The sequence below is a fragment of the Rhodococcus sp. SMB37 genome (assembly GCF_004345605.1).
Classification (GTDB): domain Bacteria; phylum Actinomycetota; class Actinomycetes; order Mycobacteriales; family Mycobacteriaceae; genus Rhodococcus.
The window spans coordinates 54,093-78,811 of sequence record NZ_SLVY01000020.1; the positions used below are offsets into that span (position 1 = coordinate 54,093).

General features: G+C 65.3%; 23 protein-coding genes. 8 read left to right on the top strand and 15 right to left on the bottom strand.

The features are described 5' to 3' along the window. Positions 1-51: 51 nt before the first annotated feature. Both EV641_RS25295 and EV641_RS25300 read right to left on the bottom strand, forming a co-directional pair. Positions 52-504, bottom strand: a complete 453-nt coding sequence (locus EV641_RS25295; protein ID WP_054712409.1) for a DUF6069 family protein — start codon at positions 502-504, stop codon at positions 52-54. A gap of 19 nt (positions 505-523) precedes the next feature. After that, positions 524-751: a hypothetical protein gene (locus EV641_RS25300; RefSeq protein WP_054712439.1), complete on the bottom strand. Its 228-nt coding sequence runs from the start codon at positions 749-751 to the stop codon at positions 524-526. A 179-nt stretch (positions 752-930) separates the two neighbouring features. Here EV641_RS25300 and EV641_RS25305 point away from each other — a divergent pair, with 179 nt between their 5' ends. Further along, a complete protein-coding gene (locus EV641_RS25305) occupies positions 931-1,329 on the top strand; it encodes a hypothetical protein (RefSeq protein WP_054712413.1) in 399 nt (132 codons plus the stop codon). A 39-nt stretch (positions 1,330-1,368) separates the two neighbouring features. Here the strand turns inward: EV641_RS25305 and EV641_RS25310 are convergent, their stop codons facing one another. Further along, entirely contained in the window at positions 1,369-3,987 is a 2,619-nt protein-coding gene (locus tag EV641_RS25310) for a LuxR C-terminal-related transcriptional regulator (RefSeq protein ID WP_132475598.1), read from the bottom strand. 221 nt (positions 3,988-4,208) lie between these two features. Between EV641_RS25310 and EV641_RS25315 the strand changes: the two genes are divergently transcribed. From EV641_RS25315 to EV641_RS25325, 3 genes are read left to right on the top strand one after another with little or no spacing between them, the layout of a single operon-like run. After that, complete coding sequence (locus tag EV641_RS25315; protein WP_158289212.1) at positions 4,209-5,876, top strand: SulP family inorganic anion transporter; 1,668 nt, start codon at positions 4,209-4,211, stop codon at positions 5,874-5,876. 2 nt (positions 5,877-5,878) lie between these two features. After that, complete coding sequence (locus EV641_RS25320) at positions 5,879-6,583, top strand: GAP family protein (protein ID WP_054712442.1); 705 nt, start codon at positions 5,879-5,881, stop codon at positions 6,581-6,583. A gap of 30 nt (positions 6,584-6,613) precedes the next feature. Continuing rightward, positions 6,614-7,579: a TIGR00341 family protein gene (locus EV641_RS25325; RefSeq protein WP_054712424.1), complete on the top strand. Its 966-nt coding sequence runs from the start codon at positions 6,614-6,616 to the stop codon at positions 7,577-7,579. A 66-nt stretch (positions 7,580-7,645) separates the two neighbouring features. On the opposite strand, the gene EV641_RS25330 is transcribed toward EV641_RS25325, so the two are convergent. After that, positions 7,646-8,959 (bottom strand): bifunctional o-acetylhomoserine/o-acetylserine sulfhydrylase, encoded by a 1,314-nt coding sequence (locus tag EV641_RS25330; protein ID WP_132475600.1) that lies wholly within the window; start codon positions 8,957-8,959, stop codon positions 7,646-7,648. Between the two features lie 474 nt (positions 8,960-9,433). Here EV641_RS25330 and EV641_RS25335 point away from each other — a divergent pair, with 474 nt between their 5' ends. Then, positions 9,434-10,204, top strand: a complete 771-nt coding sequence (locus EV641_RS25335) for an IclR family transcriptional regulator (protein ID WP_241997467.1) — start codon at positions 9,434-9,436, stop codon at positions 10,202-10,204. Here EV641_RS25335 and EV641_RS25340 read toward each other — a convergent pair. The 8 genes from EV641_RS25340 to EV641_RS25375 all read right to left on the bottom strand — a co-directional run bounded on the left by EV641_RS25340 (position 10,183) and on the right by EV641_RS25375 (position 18,825). Beyond that, entirely contained in the window at positions 10,183-10,845 is a 663-nt protein-coding gene (locus EV641_RS25340; protein WP_054712427.1) for a TetR/AcrR family transcriptional regulator, read from the bottom strand. The genes EV641_RS25335 and EV641_RS25340 overlap by 22 nt on opposite strands. Before the next feature lie 29 nt (positions 10,846-10,874). Then, a complete protein-coding gene (locus tag EV641_RS25345) occupies positions 10,875-12,023 on the bottom strand; it encodes an acyl-CoA dehydrogenase family protein (protein ID WP_132475602.1) in 1,149 nt (382 codons plus the stop codon). Next, positions 12,020-13,690: an AMP-binding protein gene (locus EV641_RS25350; protein ID WP_132475604.1), complete on the bottom strand. Its 1,671-nt coding sequence runs from the start codon at positions 13,688-13,690 to the stop codon at positions 12,020-12,022. Before EV641_RS25350 ends, EV641_RS25345 begins: the two co-directional genes overlap by 4 nt. Positions 13,691-13,721: 31 nt before the next feature. After that, positions 13,722-14,453 (bottom strand): SDR family oxidoreductase, encoded by a 732-nt coding sequence (locus EV641_RS25355; RefSeq protein ID WP_132475607.1) that lies wholly within the window; start codon positions 14,451-14,453, stop codon positions 13,722-13,724. A 32-nt stretch (positions 14,454-14,485) separates the two neighbouring features. Then, entirely contained in the window at positions 14,486-15,280 is a 795-nt protein-coding gene (locus EV641_RS25360; RefSeq protein WP_132475610.1) for an enoyl-CoA hydratase-related protein, read from the bottom strand. A 171-nt stretch (positions 15,281-15,451) separates the two neighbouring features. Then, positions 15,452-16,228, bottom strand: a complete 777-nt coding sequence (locus tag EV641_RS25365) for an SDR family oxidoreductase (protein ID WP_132475613.1) — start codon at positions 16,226-16,228, stop codon at positions 15,452-15,454. Between the two features lie 66 nt (positions 16,229-16,294). Further along, positions 16,295-17,227, bottom strand: coding sequence for a diiron oxygenase (locus tag EV641_RS25370; protein ID WP_054810614.1), 933 nt, complete (start codon positions 17,225-17,227; stop codon positions 16,295-16,297). A gap of 119 nt (positions 17,228-17,346) precedes the next feature. Further along, the gene (locus EV641_RS25375; protein ID WP_054807373.1) at positions 17,347-18,825 is read right to left on the bottom strand and encodes an MFS transporter; all 1,479 of its coding nucleotides are present in this window, start codon (positions 18,823-18,825) and stop codon (positions 17,347-17,349) included. 183 nt (positions 18,826-19,008) lie between these two features. On the opposite strand from EV641_RS25375, the gene EV641_RS25380 reads away from it, so the two are divergent. Continuing rightward, a complete protein-coding gene (locus EV641_RS25380; protein WP_132475616.1) occupies positions 19,009-19,653 on the top strand; it encodes a TetR/AcrR family transcriptional regulator in 645 nt (214 codons plus the stop codon). An 18-nt stretch (positions 19,654-19,671) separates the two neighbouring features. On the opposite strand, the gene EV641_RS25385 is transcribed toward EV641_RS25380, so the two are convergent. Beyond that, positions 19,672-20,676 carry an adenylate/guanylate cyclase domain-containing protein gene (locus EV641_RS25385; protein ID WP_132475670.1) on the bottom strand — a complete coding sequence of 335 codons (1,005 nt, stop codon included), beginning with the start codon at positions 20,674-20,676 and terminating at the stop codon, positions 19,672-19,674. Between the two features lie 189 nt (positions 20,677-20,865). Between EV641_RS25385 and EV641_RS25390 the strand changes: the two genes are divergently transcribed. After that, positions 20,866-21,651 (top strand): DUF6319 family protein, encoded by a 786-nt coding sequence (locus EV641_RS25390; protein WP_132475618.1) that lies wholly within the window; start codon positions 20,866-20,868, stop codon positions 21,649-21,651. 82 nt (positions 21,652-21,733) lie between these two features. Continuing rightward, complete coding sequence (locus tag EV641_RS25395) at positions 21,734-22,396, top strand: serine protease (protein ID WP_132475673.1); 663 nt, start codon at positions 21,734-21,736, stop codon at positions 22,394-22,396. A gap of 9 nt (positions 22,397-22,405) precedes the next feature. On the opposite strand, the gene ilvD is transcribed toward EV641_RS25395, so the two are convergent. Beyond that, positions 22,406-24,118: a dihydroxy-acid dehydratase gene (gene ilvD, locus EV641_RS25400; RefSeq protein ID WP_132475621.1), complete on the bottom strand. Its 1,713-nt coding sequence runs from the start codon at positions 24,116-24,118 to the stop codon at positions 22,406-22,408. A 25-nt stretch (positions 24,119-24,143) separates the two neighbouring features. Next, positions 24,144-24,707 carry a TIGR03086 family metal-binding protein gene (locus tag EV641_RS25405; RefSeq protein WP_054712842.1) on the bottom strand — a complete coding sequence of 188 codons (564 nt, stop codon included), beginning with the start codon at positions 24,705-24,707 and terminating at the stop codon, positions 24,144-24,146. Positions 24,708-24,719: the final 12 nt, after the last annotated feature.

The following is a 24,719-nucleotide window of genomic DNA, read 5'->3' on the forward strand; positions in this document are numbered from 1 at the left end:
CCGTCTCCGTGCAGTGCCATCACCTAGAGCAGGTGAATTCGCCGTGGCCCCTCATCGACCGATAGGCCGGGAGATCGCTGCCGATCGCGCGACACCCGACAGGAGTGACACGATTGCGGTACCGACGACAAGGTAGAGCACGGCGCTGCATACCTTCGAGGCCAAGGTCGCGTCGAACATGAAGGGCCACAGCGCGACGGCGACGGTGGCGAGAGTACAGATCCAAGAGAAGAAGCTCGTGGCACTCGGTGTCGACACCATGAGCAGGTGGAGCAGGCCTGTCGCGACCAGTGCCGCAATGGCGGCGAGCACCGCAAGGTTGGCGGCCTGGGATCGCCCGAACAGTATTTCCGGGGTGATCACCGGGACGTCGAGCAGTTCACGGATGACGAGTAGTCCCACGACGGCCGCGAGAGCTGCGACGACGGCGGTAGCGAGGCCACCCGACCACAGCTTCTTTACGTCCACTGCGTTCGTCGTACGGTCCGGATTGTACTGGGACATTCAGCGAATCCTCTCTCGATCAGTCGGGAAGTCGGCTCATTTCGATGAGGGTGATCCCCAGCGCATCGAATCGTGCTAGTACCCCGCGTAACTCGGTCGGACTCGCGATCGAGCCGTAGAGCATGGTGTACGCACCGGGAATGTCGGACACGTTCAGTTCCGGAAACGCGGTGAGCGTGCGTTCGGACAGCGTGCCGGCGACGGTGAACGAATATCGCACGCCCTTCGGCCACGAATCTGGCTGCATCGCCGCTCCTCTCGTGGTGCACCCCACAATGTCGCGCCCGGCGTCGACTGCGCTTCACCCGTAAGTGGTGAACCTCGAGAGATCACCTGTCGCGGGCGATGTGAGATCCCGGGAGCCCGCGTGCAATGGAGCGTGACGGACCGTGCTCAGGTCCGAACCACACACGAAGGGAATCGACTATGTCTTCGTCCGATGGAGGCGTCAAACAAGGTTTCGCGGCCGGCACGTCGATCGCGGCTGCGCTCATCCTGCTCGTCGTCGGCGTGGTATCGATCCTGCAGGGGATCTCTGCTATCGCTACCGACGAACTGTTCGTGGTCGGCGCCGAGTACATATTCGAGTTGAACACGACGGCGTGGGGCTGGATCCATCTGATCGTCGGTATTCTCGTGGTGATCACCGCGTTTGCGCTGATGTCGGGGGCCACGTGGGCACGCTTCGCGGCGATAGTACTCGCCTGCCTGTCGATCATCGCCAATTTCTTGTGGCTTCCGTATTACCCGATGTGGTCGATCCTGATCATCGCCTTGGACATCGTCGTGATCTGGGCCGTGGCCACATGGGACCCCGATCGCTGAACTTCTGTCAGGCCTCTCGGGCTGACCGGTACGGCTGTACTACAGCAGGCCGGTCAGCCGAGCGGCTGTGATGGCATCTCCCCTCGACGACACTCCCAGTTTTCCGTACACGCCTCTCAGATGTGTCTTGATGGTGTTGACCGACAGCGCCAGAGCGTGCGCAATTTCCTGAGTGGTCTGCGGAGAAGGCAGCTGTTTGAGCACGCGCGCTTCGGCGGGCGTGAGAACGACGTTCGTCGAAGCATGGGGCGCGTCGGGGTGCGTCCGGATGCTCTCAACGAACGGATCCAGCCTGCCGAAGCGGCCACTGTGGGTGTCGAGCAGCGCCACCGCGTCACCGATGGTGAGGAACGGCCGGATCAGGTGCTCGGGTTCGGCGAGGGTGAGCGCGGTCTCGAGGTCGTCGTACGCCCCGAATTCGTGGTCGGACGCTGCACGGAGGACCGCTCGCAATACATGGGCTTCGACCTCGCAGACCCCGTGGTCGAGCCTATGGTCCAGGACGGAATCCAGCAGTTCCCGGGCACGTGCCGAGCGTCCACGAGCATGTTCGACAGTTGCAGCAGCAAGGTCGAAGTGGGGGCGCCGCCCCAGAACTCGTGTTGCCTCCTCGATGATCCGCTGGGCCTGATCGAGTTCGTGGACGGCCACGAGTACTCGGGTGGCGAATGGAATGATCGGCACGGACCTGGCACTCATCCGCGAGTCGGCCAGAGCGGTCAGCACCCCGTCGGCGATGTTGCGAGCAGCTGAGACCTTGTCGGTGGTCTGGTGGAAGGCAATGAGTTGCGACATCGCGTAGCTGTCCCACCCTGCGAGAGGCGACGACAGTCCATCGATGCCGACGGACATTCCGAGTGGCCGATCGATTCCTTCCGGCGGCCTGGTTCCGCGAAGAAAGTGATGGTAGCGGCACATCACTGCGCACCGGTCGGCATCGCCCGACCCCGACAGACCGACACTCCGCGCGTACTCGACACCGATGAGGGCGCGCGCACCCATCGCGGACACGTGCCCGCGAGCCCCTTCGTTCAGGGCGAGCAGCATGAGCGCCTCCAGATGAGGGCGAATGCTGCCGGCGTGCTCGGCCAGGCTGGCGGCGGCGCGGAGGCGATCATTCGTGCCTGGATCACCGCGCATCATTGCGCACTTCGACTGCTGGACCGCTACATAGGACTCGATATCGCGATGGGCCCCGGGTGCTACCGGCGCGGAGACCTCGACGACCTCGTCTCCGAGTGCGCTGCGGATGTCGATTTCGACGGCGTGATGGAAGCGGTCCAAGACTTCTGCGGGGCAGATGGCGGACGAGCGGACGGACGTGGCGTGGAGAAATGCGTCGGCTTCGACCGGGACGCCGAGAGCCAGCGCATGCACGCTACGTAGGAGATGGACGAAGGGGTCGTCCGCGATGTCGGTTGGTGCGGAATCCAGGGCCTTCAGAAATGCGGCACCGTGCGGTCCGAACACTGCTTTGGGCCCCAGGTCGAGGATGCATTTGGACAGCGCGTAGCGATCTTGCGCGGCGGTGACATATCGGATGGCCTGGACCGGTTCGTCGGCCCGGGAATACCAACCACCTGCCTTGAGTTCGAGCCTGCGGACCCCGTCACGGCCGAGCGTCCGGTCGAGTTCCGCTTTGAGGTGTGAACGCATCAGCGGGTGGTAGCTGTAGATTTCCGATCCGGCGCTTCCGGTGTGCGACATCGGAAAATTTGCGGCGAGGATCTCCGCGAGTATTCGTGCCGCCTCGGGGCCTGCGAGTTCGGTGGCGAGATCTACATCGAACGAATCGGCAACCGCTGTTCGCATCAGGAACTCGCGTTGCTCCGCGCTGATGGTGTCGAGTAGTTCTCCTACGAGGAAATCGGATATTGCCGGGTGATCCGATGCGGTGGCCGACTCCAGGACCTCTCTGCTGTCGCCGCGCGCCGACAACAGGAGCGCGATGAAGCGGACCATGGCGGCCCACCCACCGGTGAGTGCCACGACCGCATCGAGCTCGGCGTCCGTGACCACGACATGGCCCGCCGTGAGCGTACGGCGGGTCTCGTCGCGGTCGAACGCCAGGACGGCGTCATCGAGCCGTACAAGAGCTCCGGTCAGATCCAGCTGGTGCCACGGTATCGGCGGTGGAAATCTGGAGGTCAGCACCACGGTGGCGTGCTCGGGAAGTATCTCGAGAAGATGCGCCAACCCGGACAGCGTCAGCGGATCGTGGACGGCATGAGCGTTGTCGAGGACGAGCACGACCGGACCACCGATCTCGCCGAGCCACTGCGCGAATATCTCCGCCCGCGTCCTCGGTACCTGGTCGCCGTGGCAGGGTGGGCAATCGCCGAACGACCGGTGTAGTTCGTCCCAGAATGCTCGGGGATTGTTGTGTTCCTCGGAGATCGTCGCCCATGCGACCTGTGTCTGCGATGCAGGCAGATGAGAGCAGCGCAGCCATTCGGTCACTGCGACGGTCTTGCCGGTTCCGGCCATGCCGCACACGAGCACGACGCCCCCGCCGAGCGTCCGGGCCCGCTCGAAGTGGGCGCACAGTTGATGCCGGTGGACCGGCTCCGTTGCGAGCCGAGGTATCAATCGAACGCCTCGGCCCGCGGCTCCTGTAGAACTGTCGTCGCTGGTTGTGAGCAGCACCGCGGCTCCCATTCGAGAAACTGTCAGATTTCTTCTCCCAGGATCTGTCCCCGCGTCCGAATTTATCGCAGTCGAACCGATCTCGGGGGATGAACGGAATGAGTGCACGACCCAGCAAGGATCCACAACGATGACATTTCATCCTCGCCGGGTGAGCCGACGGGAGAGTCGCTCTCACTACGGTTGTGTGTGCCGCCTGACGGTGGGTGCAGGCCACGAGCCGAGGAGGGACAGTGCCGGCGAAGCAAGCCGGTCCGCGGCGTGCCCACACTTGGCGCGATGCCGTGGCCGGACTGGGCGGGGCAATCTCGTCGATCCCGGACGGGATGGCGTGTGGGTTGCTTGCAGGCGTCAATCCGGTCTACGGCCTCTATGCAAGTTCATCCGGTGCGTTCTTCGGAGGGCTCGCCACCGCTACCCCCCTGATGGTCGTGACCACGACGAGTGCGGCCGCCCTCGCAACGGGCTCGGCTCTGGAAAGTGTTCCCGCCCAGAACCGCGACTCGGCGCTGGTCCTCCTGACGATCCTCGGGGGCCTGCTCATGTGGGCAGCAGTGGCACTGCGCGTCGCTCGCTACGCACGCTTCATCTCGCATTCCGTGATGATCGGTTTCCTCACGGGGATCTCCGCGACGATCCTCATTTCGCAGGTCCCGACGATGATCGGCGTTTCCACGAGCGGGCCCTCAGCGTTCGCCAAGGCGCTCGACCTCGTGACGGAACTCGGACACATCGACCTCGCGTCGCTGGTGTGCGGCGTTCTTGCACTCACCGTGGTGGGCGTGATGGGCCGGACCCGTTTCGTCGCGCTCGGTGCGCTCGGGGCCATCGCGATTCCCAGTGTCATCGTCTTCTTCCCGTGGTTCGACGATGTCGCGCAGGTTCGAGAGACCGGTGACCTCCCGACAGGTCTTCCGATGCCCGAAATACCCGAACTGTCGTTGTTGAGTCCCGAATTGATCGCGGGCGCAGCATCTGTCGCGCTCATCGTGCTGGTTCAAGGCGTCGGCGTCCGCGAATCCGTACCGGAACCGAGCCGGAAACGGGATGCGGTCTCCCATGATTTCTCGGCGCAGGGGCTGGCCAATGTCGTGTCCGGCTTTTTTCAGGGGATGCCGGTCGGGGGCTCCGTGTCGGCGACCTCGCTCAATATCGCATTGGGGGCACGCACCAGGTGGGCCGCGGTGTTCCGCGGTGTATTCGTGCTCGTGCTCGTCCTTGCAGCAGGAGGATTGATCGGACGGGTTCCGATGCCTGCCCTGGCCGCGCTGCTGATCTACGCCGCCGTGATGTCGATCCGGCCGCGCGAGATCGTATCGGTGTTCCGCGCCGGCGGAATCGGGCGCGTGACCCTACTGATCACCGCGCTCGCGACCCTGCTGCTTCCCGTGGCGACGGCGGTGGGTGTCGGTGTCGTGTTGTCGCTGGTGCTACAGCTCAACAGGGACTCGATCGATATGCGCATCGTCGAGCTCGAACCGACCGACGACGGCGGGCTCCGCGAACTCGACCCACCCGTCGTGCTGCACTCGGATCACGTCACAGTGCTCGACGTCTACGGGAGTCTGCTCTACGCAGGGGCACACAACTTTGCCAACCAACTGCCGCACGCAACGGACAGGGTTGTGGTGGTGCTGCGACTGCGCGGACGCGTCACCGTCGGAGTCACGTTCATGAAAGCCCTGGTCGAGTATGCGAGGAGACTCGACGAGCGGGGCGGGCACATGTATGTCAGTGGTGTGGATCCGGTGTTGATGAGTAGGTATCGCGAGAAAGTCGGGCTTCCTCCGTGCATCACCGTGGTCGAGGCCGAATCCGTTCTGGGTCGCTCGACCCTGCATGCGTTCGACGAGGGCATGCGTTGGCTTGCCGCTCAGCAGGATTCACCTGACGAGGAGTGAACATGAGTGGTGTGGTGGTTCAGCTGATTCCACTCGCGCTCGGGATCATCATGAGCCCGCTGGCGATCATCGGTGTGGTTGCGGTCCTGCTGTCGGCACGAGCACGGCCGAACAGCCTTGCATTCCTTGCAGGGTGGGTACTCGGTGCGTGCTCCGCGGTCGGGGTGACATATCTGATCCTGAGCCGGCTCGCCGTGCACGAGCATCGTGATCCGCCGTTGTGGGTTCCCATCCTGCATCTGACTCTCGCTCTTGTCTTCGCGGTCGGTGCCGGAATAATGTTCGTTGCGTCGCAACGGATCAAGCAGATCAGTGCCGAACGTGCGGAAGGCGCCGAGCCGACGCCGGAACTCCCGACGATGTTCCGGGCGATCTCGGAATTCGGCCCGGGCAAGAGCTTCGGTCTCGGAGTCGGCCTGTTCGTGCTGAATCCCGTGGACCTGTCGTGTGCGGTTGCGGCTGCCCTCACCCTGAGGCTCAGTGGGCTGACGGGCAACGTCGTGTGGGTCACCGCCATTGCCTTCGTGATCGTGTCGGTGTCGTCTGTTGCCGTGCCCGTCCTGTTCCTCCTGATCCGCGGGGAGCGTGCGCAGAAGCCGCTGACCGACCTGCGAACCTGGATCGCAACGCACACGAAACTTCTCAACGTCGCCCTGCTCGTGCTGCTCGCGATAATGCAGTTCGGTAAGGCGCTGAACACCTTGTGAATTCGTCATCCGACAGAGCGGGGATCGGCCATGAGCATACTGGTTCCGGACAGTCAGCGGCGGACGCTCGACGAACTTGTCGATCGCCTCGATCTCAGCGCGGGAGAGTCTGCATCGAAACGCTCGGCCTTCTGGATCATGCTGACGTTGTCCGCGGTGATCGCAGCGTCGGGTGTCGCGGGCGATTCGACCGCGACGGTGATCGGCGCCATGATCGTTGCACCGCTGTCGGTGCCGATCCTCGGTGTGGGGCTCGGAGTCGCGTCGGGCCGTGGAGAGCTGATCGTGCGGAGCCTGCTGCTGGTTCTCGCGGGAATCGTGCTGGTGGTGGCAGTGGGATTCCTGGTGTCGCAGTTACTTCCCAATCCGACGAATGTGTTGTCGAACTCGCAGGTGGTCGGCCGAACGTCCCCGAAACTGATGGATCTCACCGCCGCGCTGGCAACCGGGTTGGTGGGCGTCGTTGCTATCACGCGGCGCGACGTCAGCGACGTGCTCCCGGGTGTGGCAATCGCGATCTCGTTGGTGCCGCCGCTTGCGGTGGTGGGCGTCTGTCTCGGGTCGGGGGCGCCGGGGCTCGCGTTCGGTGCGTTCGTGCTGTTTGCTTCCAACATGGTGGCCATGATCGTCACCGCGACAGTGGTGCTCGTCATCGTAGGGTTTGCCAGGGAAGCCGGGGCAGGTGAAGCTCGACGCGGCCGCGCGTACGCCGTCCTTGCCGTCGCCCTGATCATCGTCGCCGCACCGATGGTGGTGAATTCGCTGTCGTCGTTGTGGGCGGGCCAAATCGCGGAGGCCACCGGGACCTGGCTCGGGGACGACCCGAATTCTCAGGTCACCGACGTTTCCCTGCAGCAGAATACGGCGACGATTCATGTCCTGGCACCCGACGGGCTACCTCCGGTGGACGAACTCCAGCAGGCAGTGGACAACCTCGTCCCGTGGCATCTCGATGTCGTCGTCGTGCACACGGTCGGTGGCCGGGTCACGCAGTGAGAAATGGGCGGGGGGAGGGACGCTCGGCGCGTGCCCTCCCCGGCCCGTGTGCACGAGTCTGCCGGATCAGCTTCCTGCGGCCTCAAGACCGACGGTGATATCGGCGAGGATGTCGTCGATGTGCTCGATCCCGACGGCGAGGCGGACGAGTCCCGGAGTGACGCCGGCTGCCAGCTGTTCCTCGGCGGACAACTGCGAGTGTGTGGTGGACGCGGGATGGATCACCAATGAGCGCACGTCGCCGATGTTGGCCACGTGGCTGTGCAGGGTCAGCGCGTTGACGAACTTCTTACCGGCGTCGATGCCGCCTGCGAGTTCGAACACCACGATCGCGCCGGCACCCTTGGGAGCCAATTGCTGGGCGCGGTCGTACCAGGGCGACGACTTCAGGCCGGGATAGGCGACAGAGCTGACCTCGGGACGCTGCTCCAGGAACTCCGCGACCTTCTGAGTGTTGGCGACGTGGCGCTCCATTCGCAGGCTCAGGGTTTCGAGCCCCTGCGAGATGAGGAAGGCATTGAACGGTGACACCGCGGAGCCGAGGTCGCGCAGGAGTTGGACACGCGCCTTGAGGGCGAACGCGGGTGCGCCGAGGTCGGCGTAGACCACACCGTGGTAGCTGGGGTCGGGGGTGGTGAATCCCTCGTGGCGACCCTGTGTCCAGTCGAACGTGCCACCGTCGACGATGACGCCGGCGATCGCCGTGCCGTGTCCGCCGAGGTACTTGGTGGCCGAGTGGACGACGATATCGGCGCCGTGTTCGAGCGGGCGGATCAGGTACGGGGTGGCGACGGTGTTGTCGACGATCAGCGGCAGGCCGCTGTCATGTGCGACACCGGAGACGCCGGGGATGTCGAGGATGTGGTTCTTCGGGTTGGCGATGGTCTCGGCGAAGAACGCCCGGGTGTTGGGGCGGATGGCTGCGCGCCACTGCTCGAGATCGTCCGGATCCTCGACGAAGGTGGTCTCGATGCCGAGTTTGGTGAGCGTGTAGTGCAGCAGGTTGTAGGTGCCGCCGTACAGGTAGGGGCTCGCGACGACATGGTCGCCTGCCTGGGCGACGTTGAGGATCGCGAAGGTCTCGGCGGCCTGACCGGAGGAGAGCAGCAGCGCAGCGACGCCGCCTTCGAGGGCGGCGATGCGCTGTTCGACCGCATCCTGGGTGGGATTCATGATGCGGGTGTAGATGTTGCCGGTCTCGGCGAGACCGAACAGCGCGGCAGCGTGGTCGGTGTTGTCGAAGGTGTAGCTCGTGGTCTGGTAGATCGGAAGCGCCCGGGCTTTGGTGTCGCCACCTGCAGGCTGTCCTACGTGGATCTGCTTCGTCTCGAAGTTCCAGTCGGCGGCCGGATCGACAGCGTCGGGCGTGGTGTCACTCATGGGTTTCGGGCTCCGGTTTTCTCGGGTGGTTCTGAAGGCTCGTGATTTCAGAGAATGTGCCGACCTTACGGTCCGCAACCCTGCGCAGCGATCTTCGAGCCGGCCGGGTCGTGGGACCGGAGGGTGTGGGTGCGGGCGGTCAGCGGGCCTGGCACCCGCAGATACACAGTTTTCGGGCATGGACATGCGCCGACGGATGTCCCGGCGACTGTTCGTACGTCCTGCTCACGATCGTGACGATAGTCGTAATCGAGGACCTCTACCAGTGCGCAGGCAAATGCCCTGCGACGCGCCGATGTATTTGCATCCGTAGCGCACATACACTCTGTGTGCTCTACTTCTCGTCAGGGGGCGATCCTTGCGTCTATCGTGCAGTAACCAATTTCAGTTCTGCTCGTGTTCCGCACCCCACCACTAGCAATGGAGGGCACGTTGACTGTCATCGATTCGGAATTCGCGCAGGCCGACGCAACGATGCTGCGCACCCCACCACCCTCGATGGTCGAGCGGATGACACGCATCCTGGAGGCCTTCGACGCAAGCATTGCGCGGCTCACCCTCGAAGAGGTGACGTTCCGATCAGGACTTCCCCGATCGACCGTGCACCGAATCCTCGAACAGCTCGTCCGCCTCGACTGGCTCGAACACAGTGCACTCGGCTACGGGCTCGGCTCCCGCGCACTCGGCCTCGGTGGCGACATCGACCGCGACCGCCTCCGTGAATGCGCGGCACCGCACCTCCACGAACTGGCTATGCAAACCGGTGGTGTCGTGCATCTCGACGTTCTGGACGGGGGACAGGTGTACTGCCTCGACAAGGTCGGTGGCGCGGGCGCTGCCGGGCTGCCGACGCGGGTGGGTGGCCGTACGGCGGCATATGCCACAGCAGGCGGCAAGGCCATGCTCGCGACGCTCGACCCGGAACAGGTCGACAGCCTGTATCCCTCCCGGCTGGCCCCGGCCACGCACCACACGATCACCGACCGGGTGGTCCTCCACCAGGAGCTGAATCGGGTCCGTAAGCGCCACGGCATTGCGTTCGACCGCGAAGAATCGATCGTCGGAATCGGTAGTGTCGGCGCGCCCCTGCGCGGCACCGGCGGAATCGTCGCGAGTGTGTCGCTGGCCGGTGGCGTGCGCGCGATCCAGCTCGAATGGATGGCACCGTTGGTCGCCGACTTCGCCAGGAAGATCTCCAGCGCGCTCGCGTGCGGGGGCGAGGATCAGCGGACCAGGTGGGCGTAAGCGTCGCGGCGTTCGGCAGGCAGAATCGTATTGAGCACGAAACGGATCTGCAGGCGGATGTACTCGTCCAACGAGTAGAGAGCACCGAAGTGCCAATGCTTGAGCGCCCATCCGTGCGCAAGAAGCAGTAGGTCGAACACCATGAGGTCGACGTCGACGTCGTTCAGCAGGCCTGCGGCAATGCCGTCTTCGAGAACGTCACGCAGTGGCGCCGACGTCGACACCTCGAGTTCTTTGATGCGGTCGCGTCCGGCGCGATCGAGTGTGCGGCTTTCCCTGTAGGTCAACGTCACGGCATCGATGTTCTCGTCGACGATCTCGATGTACCGCCGCATGCCCGCGACGAGCCGCTCGACAGGGTCGGCGCCCGCGGTTTCCATGGCGGGAACCAGCTGGTCGCGGAACGATTCCAGAATGCTGATGATCGTCGCGAGGAGGACGTCCTCCTTGCCCCCGAAGTATTTGTAGATCAGACCGACGCTGACACCCGCTTCGTCGGCAAGCGCCTGCATCGACATCTGGTGGAACCCGGTCCGCTGCATGACCGTCGCGGCCGCGCGAAGAACCTGACGCCGCCGCGAATCCGTCCGTACCGCCCGCACCGCGTCGTCGACGGACAGTTCGTCCTGGTCGCTGGTCATGTCCTGCTCCTGTCGCGCCGCCGTCCTCGTCAGATCCCGAGATCCTTGGCCACGATCGTCTTCATGATCTCGGTGGTACCGCCGTAGATCGTCTGGATGCGGGCATCGACGAATGCCCGCGACACGGCGTACTCACGCATGTAACCGTAGCCGCCGTGCAATTGGAGGCATCGGTCGGCGACCCGCACCTGCAGTTCGGTGGTCCACCACTTGAGCCGCGCGGCGCGGGCGGCAGTGAGCCTGCCGTCGACGTGCTCGGCGATGCAGTCGTCGAGGAATGTGCGTGCGATATCGAGTTCGGTGGACAGTTCGGCCAGTACGAACTGGGTGTTCTGGAATCCGGACACCGAGGTGCCGAAGGCCTTGCGTTCCCGCACGTAGGCGAGTGTCGCCTCGAAGGTGCCTTCGGCTGCGGCGACGGCTCCCACCGCGAGCGACAAGCGTTCCTGAGGCAGGTTGTGGACGAGTTGGTAGAAACCCTGTCCCTCGTCGCCCAGGCGATTCGCGACGGGCACACGCATATCGGTGAACATCAACTCGCTGGTGTCCTGAGCGTGCAGGCCGATCTTCTCCAGGTTGCGACCGCGCGAGAAGCCGGGGGTGTCGGCCTCGACCACCAGCAACGTCAGGCCCTTGTGCGGGTCGTCGGAGGTGCGGGTCGCGACGACGAACAGGTCACCGTTCTGTCCGTTGGAGATGAACGTCTTCGAGCCGTTGACGATGTAGTGGTCGCCGTCGCGGACCGCCGACGTGCGGATGCCTGTCAGGTCGCTACCCGTTCCGGGTTCGGTCATCGCAATGCCGAGGACTGTCTCGCCGCTGACGACGCCCGGCAGCCAGCGTGCCTTCTGCTCGTCGGTGGTCATGTCGGTGAGATAGGGCAGCACTACATCGTTCTGCAGCGAGAACGCGATACCGGCAGCGGCATGACCGGCCCGGTTGATCTCGTCGATCAAGATGGCGTTGTACCGGAAGTCGTCGACACCCGGCCCGCCGTACTCGTCGGGGACCGAGAAGCCCAGCAGGCCGAGCTTGCCTGCCTCGGTGAACAGGGAGCGATCGAGGCAGCTCGCGCGCTCCCAGTCCTCGTGGACGGGTGTGATCTTCTCGCGTACGAAGCCTCGTGCGACCTCGCGGAACTGGAGATGTTCGGATTCGTGGATCAGTGCGGTGTTCATCGGATCATCCCGGTAGCGGTAGGGGCGGTGAAGTGGCCGTCGGTGAATTCGTTCGCTGCGGTCGCGGTTGCCTTGTAGTGCAGCTTCTTTCCCGTTGCCGAAACCGGGAGGGAATCGACGAACCGGTATGCTCGCGGCCGCTTGAACGAGGACAGTAGGTCGTGAGCGCGACAGTGCGCGTCGAGCGCCTCGACGGTCAGGTCGGGGTCGGACGCGACGACATAGGCGACGACGATGCGCCCCCACCGTTGGTCCGGCACACCGACGACCAATGAGTCCTGCACGCCCGGGTGCTGATTGAGTGCTTCTTCGACCTGGACGGGATGTACGTTCTCTCCGCCGGAGACGAGCATGTCGTCCTTGCGGCCGACGATCGTGACGAATTCGCCGGCATCCCAGGTCGCCAGGTCTCCGATGTGTAACCAGCCGTTCCGGAACTTGGCCTTCTCCTGGTCCGGAGAATCGAAGTAGGCGTTGGAACACTTCGGTGACCGGACGATGACCTCGCCTACCTCGTTGCCGTCGCGTGCGACCACGTCATCAGGATCGGCGAGTCGTTCCGGATACACGTGCACGACGCGAACGTCGTCGTCGGTGCAGGCGCGGCCCGCGGTCCCGGCGTGCTCGGGGAGATCGGACGGACGGAGGAAGGTGTTCCAGAACCCCTCGGTGCTGCCGTACCCGTTGAAGATTCGCGGATTGAGCACCTTCTGGTAGCGGAGCGCGGCGTCGCGCTCGAGGGGAGCACCCATAGTGACGATGCCGCGGAGTGTCGACAGGTCGCGGGCACGTTGCTCCTGCGCGGTGGCGAGCATCGCGAGGTTCGTGGGTGCGCCGATGAGGAAGGTCAGGCCCAGCTCCTCGACGAGATCGAGTACCCGATCGGGATCGAAGGTACGTAGCGGCACGACCTGCCCGCCGATGTAGAACGTCGGGTTCGGTCCACCGGAGTACAGGCCACCGCGGTGGAACCACGGGGTCATGTTCAGCGTCTTGTCTTCGGGGCCGAGGGGGAAGTGCATGATCACGTCGTGCGCGCTGAGGACCTCGATCATGCTGTTGAGAGGGACGCCCTTGGGCATGCCGGTGGTGCCCGACGTGTACAGGCGGGTGGTCTCGTCCCAGACGGTCCGGTGCAGCGGCGGCAAAGCGACCCGGTCGGCCGGGAGATCCTGATAGCGCATGGCGCTGGCACCCGGGACCGAGACGGTCTCGCCGTCGCCGACCGCGATCATCACACCGGGTGTATGCGACGAGTGTTCGAGTGCCCCCTGCACAGTCGCAGTGAGTTCGGTGTCGTAGACGAACGCCTTCGGTGTGCTGGTGTCGAGCACGAGCGCGGTCTCTCCCGCGGCCAGACGGAAATTGACGGGTGAGCCGACAGCGCCGACGGCCTGCACCGCGAGGTACAGCTCGGCGAACTCGATTCCGTTGAAGAGTTGGTATGCAACGACGTCGCCGCTCCGGACGCCTGCGTCGGCGAGGCCGGTTGCAATCCGGTCGACTCGTTCGCCGAGCTGCTTGTAGGTCCACTGCCGCCCGGAATCGGGGTCGGTGAGGGCGACCCGGTGCGCGTAACGCCCGGTGTTGCGCCGGAATCCGTTGAGATACGTGAAGTCGTTCTCGAAATACTCCCGGTAGGCCCGGGCGTTGTACGACGCGGTCATGGTTTCTCGTCCTGTCCTGGTGAGTGCGTGCTCAGCCGGCCATGGTGAGGCCGCCGCTGACGCTGATCACCTGTCCGGTGATGAACGATGCGGAGTCGGAAGCGAAGAACAGGACCGGGGCGGCAACCTCGTCGGGGCGGGCAAGCCGGCGGAATGGAATCGCCTTGATCAGTGCTGCTTTGAGCTTCTCGTCCTGTGACTGGAACAGCGGTGTGTCGGTGGGGCCGGGGCATACACAGTTGACGTTGATGCCGTGCCGTGCCATCTCTCGTGCAAGCGATTTGGTGAGTGCGATGACACCGCCCTTGGCGCCGGCGTAGATGGATTCACCAGAGCTGCCGACGCGACCGGCGTCGCTGGCCAGATTGATGACCCGCCCGCCGTTGCCGGCCTCGATGATGCCGGGCAGGAAGGCGCTGCAGATGTTCACCGGACCGAGGTAGTTGATCGCCACGACCTTCTGCGCGAATTCGGGGGTGGCATTGAGGAACTGGTCGGTCCGGTCCCATCCGGCAGCGTTGACGAGGACGTTGGGGACGCCGACCTGCGCGTGGGTGTGTTCGCGGAGGGCGTCCACCTGGGTGCGGTCGGAGATGTCGACGGGCAGCGCGGTGATCAGGTCCGGGTTCTCCTTCGCGGTGGCCTCGGCGGCCGCGAGATCGAGGTCGGCGGCGATCACCTTGTCGCCCCGAGCGGCAAAGGCCAGCGCAATGGATTTGCCGATGCCGGAACCGGCTCCCGTGACGAGTGCGATGTTGCTCATGTGAATGGTCCTCTCGGGGGTGAAGGAGACGGTCAGGCCTTGACGTACTTTGCGAACTCGGCGGGCCGCTTCTCGGCGAATGCCTTCGCGCCTTCGAGACCTTCGTCGGACTTGCCGAACAGGTCGAGTGCAGACATCGCGAGGTTGCTCAGACCGGCCTGGTGATCGGTGTCGGCGTTGAACGACTGCTTGAGGAACCGGATCGCGGTGGGGCTCTTCTCGGCGATTTCCGCGACGACGGCCTTGGCCTCGTCGAGCAACTTGTCCTGGGGGACCACCCAGTTCACGAGACCCCAGCGCTCGGCGGTGGGTGCGTCGTACTGGCGGCACAGGTACCAGATCTCGCGTGCGCGCTTCTCGCCGACGATGCGGGCGAGGAAGGCGGAGCCGAAGCCGGCATCGAACGATCCGACACGGGGCCCGGCCTGGCCGAACTTCGCGTTCTCGGAGGCGATGGTGAGGTCGCACAGGACGTGCAGGACATGCCCACCGCCCACGGCGATTCCGTTCACGGCAGCGATGACGGGTTTGGGGACGTCGCGGATGAGCTTGTGCAGGTTGCCGATCTCGAACATGCCGCTCTCGGTGGGGCCGTAGTCGCCGGTCTCGGCGCGTTGCTTGACGTCACCGCCGGTGCAGAATGCCTTCTCTCCGGCGCCGGTGAGGATGATCGCCGAGACGCGGGTGTCGGCCCACGCGGCGCGGAACGCCTTGATCAGTTCCTCGACGGTCTTGCCGCGGAAGGCGTTGTAACGCTCGGGGCGATTGATGGTGATGATCGCGGCGGCGCCGTCGATTTCGTAGGTGATGTCGTCGAAGTCGGCCATGGTGACTCCCTTGTCGAAGTGAGAGAATGAATACTCATTCATTGAGGCTGAAGGTACATTCATTAAAATTGAGTGTCAAGGGTCACAGTGCTCGATGGTGGCGTGCGCAGCCGAAACCGCCCCCGGACTGCGGTGGCGCCGGGGGCGGGGAGTGTGGGCTATCGGGACTTGTTACCGAGGATTGAGCGCCATGTAGCGCGCGGGTACCTCGCCCCCGCCGTGGACGGCGAGATCGGCGCCGTTGACGTAGGACGCAAGGGGCCCGGCCAGGTACAGGCACGCCCCCGCGATGTCGGAGGGCACGGCCATTCGCTGCATGGGCAGGGTCTTCGTCACCGCAGCGCCGCCGTCGTCACCGTAGACGTGAGCTGCGGCTTCGGTACGGATCAGGCCTGTCGTGATGTGATTGACCCGCACCATCGGCGCCCATTCGAGCGCGAGCGCCTTGGTGAGTGCGAGCAGGCCGGCCTTGGCTGCGGTGTATGCGGCGGTGCCAGGCTGGGGGTCGTGGGCCGACACACTGCCGATGTTGATGATCGAGCCGCCGGTGGGCTGGGCGCTCATGACGCGGTTCGCGGCCTGTGCTGCATAGAAGGGCGCAGAAAGGTTGAGGGAGAGGATCCGGTCGAAGAATCGTGTCGAGACCGTCGCGGCGTCCGCGTCGGGGGAGCCGCCCGCGTTGTTGACCAGTACGTCGAGACGACCGAATTCGGCGGCCGCCGAATCGACGACGGCCGCCGCCTGGTCGGCGTCACGGATGTCTGCGGCAAAGAACGACGCCGTGCGGCCGTCCGCTTCCGGGAGTGCCTCGGGCTCGGACCGCCCGCACACCAGGACATCGGCGCCTGCAGCGAGGAAGGTCTCGGCGATGGTGAAGCCGATGCCCTTCGTGCCGCCGGTGACGACGACTGCGTGTCCGGTGAAGTCGGCCGGGTTCGAGATGCTCATGGGATCGGAGAGTAACTGCGCGGCCGATCGTTCGGCCGCGCAGTTCCGCTCAGTGGGCCGTCTCGGTCAGAGCAGATGAACCTTCTTGTAGAGGATCTTCGACGGCCCGCCGACCAATCCGACGCTGTCGAGGAACGTCATGAGCTTGGCGCCGGACTTGCGCACCTTGTCGTGGTGGTGCTTGTTGCCCTTGGCTTCCGCGAGTGCGCGATCACGATCGAGGCCGGCGTTGGTGTACACGCGGGGATGAATCATGCTCTTGACGACGAAGTACACGACCACCGCGGTGTTGACGCGCTCGATCGCGAGACGCGCGCGGCTCGCGCCGGTAAGTCGCCGGGTGACCTCTTCGCGAGCAAACCGGATGTGCCGGGCTTCCTCGAGGACGTGGATCCTGCTCACGGCGCGGGTGACCGGTTGCACGCGCTCGTCGCGCATGAAATCGCGCTGCATCATGTCGAGGATCTCCTCGGCGGCCATCACCGAGGCGTAGGCGTTGGCGCCGCGGAAGTAGTGACCCCACAGCCGTCCCAGGTGATGGATGTACTTCGGGGGACCGTAGCCGGGCATTCCGAGGCGTTCGCCGGCCCGCGCGAACATCACGGAGTGACGGCACTCGTCGGCGACCTCGGTGAGCGCGAACTGCACATGGCTCGAGTGCTTGTTGCGGCCGTACACGTCGCGCAGCAACATCTGCATGAGCAGGATCTCGAACCACAGACCGACGCTCGAGACGCTGGCGGCTTCGTGCTTGGTCAGTTCGATGCGCTGTTCATCAGTGAGTTCGTCCCAGAGGACGGTGCCGTAGAGCGTGCTCCACTCCGGTGTCATGCCGAACTTGTCGTCGGGGATCGGTGCGTCCCAGTCGACCTCGATCACCGGGTCGTACGACTTGCGGGCGGACGATGCGAGCAGGCGCCGCGCAGTGTCCTCGCGGTCGGAGATCGGGAGTCCTGGAACGAAACCCTTGCTGTTCTCGCGGGTGAACGATGCGGTCATGCCTCCACCTTTAAGTGTGACGATGAGTAACTGTTAACTGAAGGCTACAGTGATCGCGCCCACGACACAATGCCCACCGCCGAATCGGCGATGGGCATTGTGGGTTCTGGAAGGGGGCCTCAGCTGCGCGGCGGCGCCCAGAAAGCCGCACCGACAGCACCGACCAGCAGAACCGCCGCGAGCGCAAATGATGCCTGCTGCATGCCTTCGAGGAATGCGTCCTGGGCGAGTGCGGCGAGTTGTTCGCCCTGCGGACCGGCCTGTTCTGCAACCTGCAGGGCAGCGGCGAGCGAATCCTCCACGGCTCCCCGCGCAGGTTCCGGGAGCATCTCCGCGGTCGGTGCGATCCGGTTCCCGTAGGCGGCGGCGAGGACGCTGCCCGCCGCGGCGACACCGATCGCCGCACCGATCTCGCGGGTCGCATCGTTCACGGCCGATGCGACACCCTGCTGGTCCTCCGGGGTGTTCGAGACGATCGCGTGAGTTCCGGGCGCGGTACAGAATCCGACGCCGACACCCGTTACCAGCATCGCCAGCGCGACATCGAGGTACGACGAGTCCGCGTCGAGCATGCCGAGGAAGATCAGCGACACCCCGATCAAGGCAAGGCCGACGCTCATGAGGATGCGCAGTCCGATCCATCGGAGCATCAGCGGTACCGCGACGGACATGATCATCACGAGGACGAAGATGGGAGTCATCGCGACGGACGACATCAGCGGTGAATAGCCTTGGACGAGCTGGAGATACTGCACCATCAGGAAGAACAGCCCGAACCCTGCGAGGAACTGCAGGTTCAGAGCGGCGGCGCCCACACCGAATTCGCGGTTGCCGAACAGTCGCATATCGAGCAACGGTTCGGCGGCCCGCAGTTCGGCGAACACGAACCCGACGGCGGCCGCGACGCCGACAGCGATGCAACCCAGTGTCACCGGGTCGAGCCAGCCTCGATGAGGCCCTTCCATCACGCCCAGGACGAACAGGCCGATTGCCGCGATCGCAAGGATGCTGCCGCCGATGTCGAAGCGCCCGGGATTCTCGGCCCGCGATGACGGGATCGTCAGTGACATCACGACCATGACGAGGGACGCGACAGCGAATCCACCGAAGATCAACTTCCACGAGGCGTATTCGAGGATGACTCCGGAGACGATCATGCCGACGACTGCCCCGGATCCGGCCACCCCGGCCCAGATCCCGATCGCTCGTGCTCGGTGCTCCGGCGAGAATCCCGTCGTGATCAGCGACAGCGTGGCCGGCATGACCAGAGCCGCTCCGACGCCGGCGATACCTCGCGACGCGATCAACCATGTCGGACCGTCGGTGATCAGCGGTAGCGCCGACCCGAGCCCGAAGATCACCAGACCGATGACGAGGACTCCGCGTCGACCGAACCGATCGCCCAGGGCGCCGCACGGGAGCAGTAGTGCCGCGAGCGCGAGTGTGTAACCGTCGACCACCCATGTCAGTTGACTCTGCGTTGCCCCGGTCTCGACGGCGATGTCGGGCAACGCGGTGTTGAGTGCCGCCATCGCCGCAATCACCGCGGACACCGAAGAACAGGCCACGACGAGCAGCCACAGCTGTGCACGCGTCATGCGAGCAGTGGGAATCTCGGACTTCGGAGGTGCTGATGCTTCGGACACGGTTGCCTTCCGAGCGTGACGGTGGGCTTGTGGAACTGCGCAGGAGTCGTGGAACCACAAACGAGACTGTCGGTATCGTAACGGAAACGATAGTTCCACAACCAGGCCCGGACGGAGACGAGAGAAACTGTGGATGTGAGCGCACGCGAAGATGTCCAGACATCCCGAGAACCCGATCCCCGGAAAGCGCGGTCGCGAGCACGGCTGCTCGATGCCGCCACCGAGTTGCTCGCCACGGGCGGCGCCGACGCCGTCACGATCGATGCCGTGACAACCCGGGCCGGGGTGGGTCGCGCGACGCTCTACCGGCATTTCGCGAACGGCACCGAGCTCGTGGCCGCCGCCTTCGCACGGTTGATCCCGCCGGCCCCGCCCGTGCCGGAGAACGCCGACCTGCGCGAACAGCTCGTCGAACTGCTCATCGGCCAGGCGCGGATCGTCGAGGAAGTACCCATTCCGCTCGCCGCGATGTGCTGGCTCGGGATGGGGCCGGAACTCGTCCACGCGAGCCGCCCGGCGGACCCGGAAGCGCAGGAACGCCCCGAACTACAGTCGCTGCGCGAGCAACTCGTCGAGCGCTACCGCTCGTCGTTCGACCGTGTGCTCGGCACGGAGTCCGCGCACGAGGACCTCGGCGAGTTCGACTACGACCTCGCTCTCATCCAGCTGGTCGGCCCGGTCGTGTTCAACCGGCTCGTCACCCTGCCGCCCATCGGCCGCGAGGTATGTGAACAGATCGTCGACGACTTCCTCGCGGCTCGTCGCGCGGCGAAGGATTAGGTGATACCGGGGTTCTGATCAGAGAGACCAGCGTCGTCGATCAGGCGCCCGCAGGACGAACGGCCGCGACCGGCGGAAGTCCTTGACCCTGAGCCTGCGCAGAGGCTGGATCCGGAACTCGTCCGGATCGAGCTCGGCGGCGAGCTTCTCGTCCACCAGGATCGAGCCGGGCCGGGCCGCGCCGGTGAGGCGGGCAGCGTTGTTGACGACGGAACCGAACAGGTCGCCGAAGCGTGCCAGCACCGGCCCCCACGCCAGGCCCACCCGGAGCTCCGGTGTGTCCTTGCTCGCGCCGAAGGTCTCCTGTAGTTCGAGCGCGATCCGCGCGCCGTCGGCCGGATCCTCCGCCGCGAACATCACTTCGTCGCCCACGGTCTTGATGACCCACCCGTGGTGTCCGGTGATGGCCGCGGTGACCTCGGATTCGAAGTACTCGAGCAGTTCGTTGAGTTCCCCCGCATCGATGCGACGGGTGAGCTGCGTGTAGCCGACCATGTCGGCGAATCCGACCACGACCTCGCGCAGAGGTGCGTCTCCCTCGGGGCGCCAGACGGAACGCTCCGTGGTACTGACGATGTGACGCCGCCAGATGTGGCTCTGCAGGGTTTCGGCCCGCATCGACAGCTGCTGCACGAGCGCATCGATGAGATCGGGCATCTCCTCGGCCGAGACATCGGAATGCTCCTCAACGAGGTTGTCGAAGAGATGGGTGTTGAACAGGGTCAGTTCCCATTCGGCCAGTCGTGAGATCGACTGGCCGAGCGACCGGGCCGCCGAGAGCTCGAGGTTCTCGTCGATCACGCCGCTACCGACGATCGCAGCGATATCCCGTAGCGCACCGACGTCGCCGTCGGTGAACATCTCCGCGTCGGGCTCGGGATCGACAGTGAATCCCAACGCCTGCCACAATCGTCGGACCCGCGCGGGGGACATGCCTGCCATCGTGGCGACCTCGTCGACCGTATAACGGCGTTCGCCCCCGAGCAGGCTGCGTTCGAGCTCCCTCTGAATGGCGGCAAGCATGTCGGGGCCGGGCTGCGGTCGTTGCTCCGGCGAGTTCACACCCGACATCCTTCCTTGTCGTGGTCCGGGGCACACGTCGGGTTCCGTTGTGACGAGGCGATCAGGATGCCTCTGGACGGACAGGGTGTCGTACAGATGTGCGAGAGTGGGCGCCGTCGATCGCACAGCAGAGCCGAGAAAGGACGTGGCATGCCGCCCCGTAGACGTGCGGACCATCTGACCGAGGATCAACTCACGGAATTGAGCTCCGCCCTCGCGGAAGGGCGCCGCGCCACGGTATATCTCGTCGAGGGGATTTCCAGTCTGGGGATCGAGCCGGGGACGTCGGCGCGAGTCATCTCGATCGAGGGGACCACGGTCACCGTCCGCCCCAAGGGTGTCAACGACGAGCTCCCCTTCGAAACCGACGAGTTGCGCTTCACCCGAGATGTGGCGACGAAGGCGTCGCCGAAAAAGGCCGCCGCGAAGGCGCCCGCTGCGACCAGGTCGCCCGCCCCGAAGCCTCCGGCGGCGCAGCCCCCCGCAGCAACAACTCCCCCTGCGAAAACTCCCCCTGCGAAAACCGAACCCACACCGCCCGCCTCCCGGCCGGCAGCCAAGGAGAAGACCACAGTGACCTCCACTCCTGCGAATCCGCCGTCTGCGGCCGGCGCCGAGCCGGCCAAGCCCAAGGCCCCGGCCAAACGAGGCGCCAAGAAGCCCGCAGCCATCAGCATCACCGTCACGATCGACCCCGAGAACGAATGGACGGTCGCTGTCGCACAGGGCACGCGGAAGATCGGTAAGCCCGCGGCGGTTGCACCCGATGCCGTCGAACGCGCCGTCAAGGAACTCGGCGACGAGACCGCGATCGATGCCGTGCACTCGGTGATCGACGAGGCACGCCGAACCGTGGAGGAACGCGTCGCGCAGTTGAGTCGCGAACTCGAGGAAGCCCGGAAAGCGCTCGAAAGTCTCGGTTCCAACCCCGCATAGTGCGTAAACCTCTAGTACGGTGACGGCGCTCTAGTACGCTGACCGCGGAGACGGTCGGGGCAGACCGCGTTGGAGGGGAATGATGTTCAAAAGACTTGCTGTGGTATTCGCAACCGCGATTGCCCTGGTCGGCAGCGGTGCGGCGGTAGCCACGGCTGCCCCTCCGGTCGTGCTCGGCGGTGGATCGGGTATCACGCTCGGTCACGGCGACGAGAATGTGTACGACTGCACGCTCACCACGATCGGACACGACGCGGCCGGTCGGCTCGTCGGACTCACGGCGGCGCACTGCGGCGAACCGGGCATGACGGTCAAGTCCGAGCAGGCCATCGATGCCGGAACACTGGGCCACATCGTGTCGACGAACGAGACCCTCGATTACGCGGTCATCGAGTTCTACGGCGACAGGGTCACCCCGGTCAACCGCATCGGCAACGTCACCATCACCGGGCTCGGTACCCCCGCCGGATTCCCGAACATCGCCTGCAAGGAAGGCCGCACCACCGGCAACACCTGCGGCATCGTGTGGGGCGACGTCTTCGGCGCTCAGGAGACATGGACTCAGGTCTGCGTCATCGAGGGCGATTCGGGTGCACCGCTCGTCGTCGGTACCACCCTGGTCGCGATGGTCAACGCCTACCTGCTGGCGCCGTGCGTCGGTCCCGAGGTCGGCACGAACATCGACGTGATCATGGCCGACATCGATGCGCGCGGTGGCGCCGGTGCGGGGTTCCGGCCGATCTGACCGGAGGAGTCACCCGCACACAGCGCCCTGTGATGCGGATCCGACGAGTTTCGTGTACTTCGCCAGTACACCCTTGGTGTAGCGCGGCGGCAGCGGCTTCCAGCCCTGTCGCCGCGTCGCTGTTTCGGCGTCGTCGACGAGGACATCGAGCAGCCCGTTCGCGACATCGAGCCTGATCCGGTCGCCGTCGCGGACGAACGCGATGGGGCCGCCGTCGACGGCCTCGGGCGCGACATGCCCGACGCACAGGCCGGTGGTGCCGCCGGAGAATCGTCCGTCGGTGAGCAGCAGGACGTCCTTGCCGAGGCCTGCGCCCTTGATGGCGCCGGTGATCGCGAGCATCTCGCGCATCCCCGGGCCACCCTTGGGGCCTTCGTACCGGATGACGACCACGTCGCCCGCGGTGATGGTGCCGTCCTCGAGGGCATCCATCGCCGCACGCTCGCGTTCGAAGACCCTCGCGGTGCCTTCGAAGACCGATTCGTCGAAGCCCGCCGACTTCACCACCGCGCCCCCCGGTGCGAGGGATCCACGCAGGATCGTGATGCCGCCGGTGGGATGGATCGGGTCGTTCAGAGCGCGCAACACCTTTCCATCGGGATCGGGCGGGGCGATCCCCGCAAGGTTCTCCGCGACGGTCGCGCCGGTGACGGTGAGGCAGTCGCCGTGCAGAAGACCGGCATCGAGCAGGGCTTTCATGATCACCGGAACTCCGCCGATGTGGTCGACGTCCTTCATGACGTGCCGACCGAACGGTTTGACGTCGGCGAGGTGCGGGACGCGTGCGCCGACCCTCACGAAGTCGTCGAGCGTGAGATCGACGTCGGCCTCGTGGGCGATCGCGAGCAGGTGCAGCACGGCATTGGTGGATCCGCCGAACGCCATCACCACCGCGATAGCGTTTTCGAAGGCTTCCTTGGTGAGGATGTCGGACGCGGTGATGCCGCGCCGCAGCATCTCCACGACGGCCTGTCCGCTGCGTCGTGCGAACCCGTCGCGACGGCGGTCGGTGGCCGGCGGTGACGCGCTGCCCGGAAGCGACATGCCGAGGGCTTCCGCGGCGCTGGCCATGGTGTTCGCCGTGTACATCCCGCCGCATGCGCCCTCGCCGGGACAGATCGCGCGCTCGATCGCGCCGAGATCCTCTTCGGACATCAACCCGCGCGCGCACGCACCGACCGCTTCGAACGCGTCGATGATCGTCACGTCGCGTTCAGTGCCGTCGGACAGTTTCGCGATGCCCGGGAGGATCGAACCTGCGTACAGGAACACCGAGGCGAGGTCGAGCCGCGCGGCAGCCATGAGCATTCCGGGCAGCGACTTGTCGCACCCGGCGAGCAGCACCGACCCGTCGAGACGCTCGGCCTGCATGACCGTCTCCACGCTGTCGGCAATCACCTCGCGGGAGACGAGGGAGAAATGCATTCCCTCGTGGCCCATCGAGATGCCGTCGGAGACAGAGATGGTTCCGAACTCGAGCGGATACCCGCCGGCCGCGTGCACCCCGTCCTTCACGGACTGCGCGAGACGGTCCAGCGACAGGTTGCAGGGTGTGATCTCGTTCCACGACGAGGCCACACCGATCTGCGGCTTGGCCCAGTCGTCGTCGCCCATCCCGACGGCGCGCAGCATCCCGCGCGATGCGGTCTTCTCCATACCGTCGGTGACGTCGCGGCTGCGGGGCTTGATGTCGGGGGAGCCGGAGGAAGACCGGTCGCTCATGGCGTTCTCTGCTTTCGGGAGGGGGTCACGGCTGTCGGGGATCGCGACCGGTGAGGGCGATCAACCGGTCTTGCACGGGAGCGTCGTCGGCTATCGGGACGGGAGGCGCGAACAATCCGCTCGACGCAAGCATGTCACGCTGCGGCTCGAGCTCGGACCACACCGCATCGACCAGGCTGGGGTTGAGCCGGTCGCCGCCACCGACGGCGCATGCCAGATCCCACGTGTGCACGGCGATGTCACCGACCTGCTGTTTGAGGTAGTCGAGGCAGCTGACGGTGCCGTACGACAGGTGCACGTTCGCGTCGAGCGGGGTGGTCTCCCACGCGGCGGTGGCTTTCTCCGCGTATCGGTGCCATTCTGCGGCGAGGTCGTCGCGGATCGGTTCGAGCGTGGCCTCTGCATCGGCGAGTGTGCGCCCTTCCAGGATCGGCGCGACCCACCGCTGTTCGTCGACCATGTGTCGTACGAGGTCGGAGACGGTCCACTCGGTGTCGGGGGTGGGAGCGGACCAGTCGGTGATTCGGGGGAGCCGCGCGTCGAATTCGCTCCGGGCGGTGCGCTGCATTTCGGTCCAGTCGATCGCCATGGATCCAGCCTA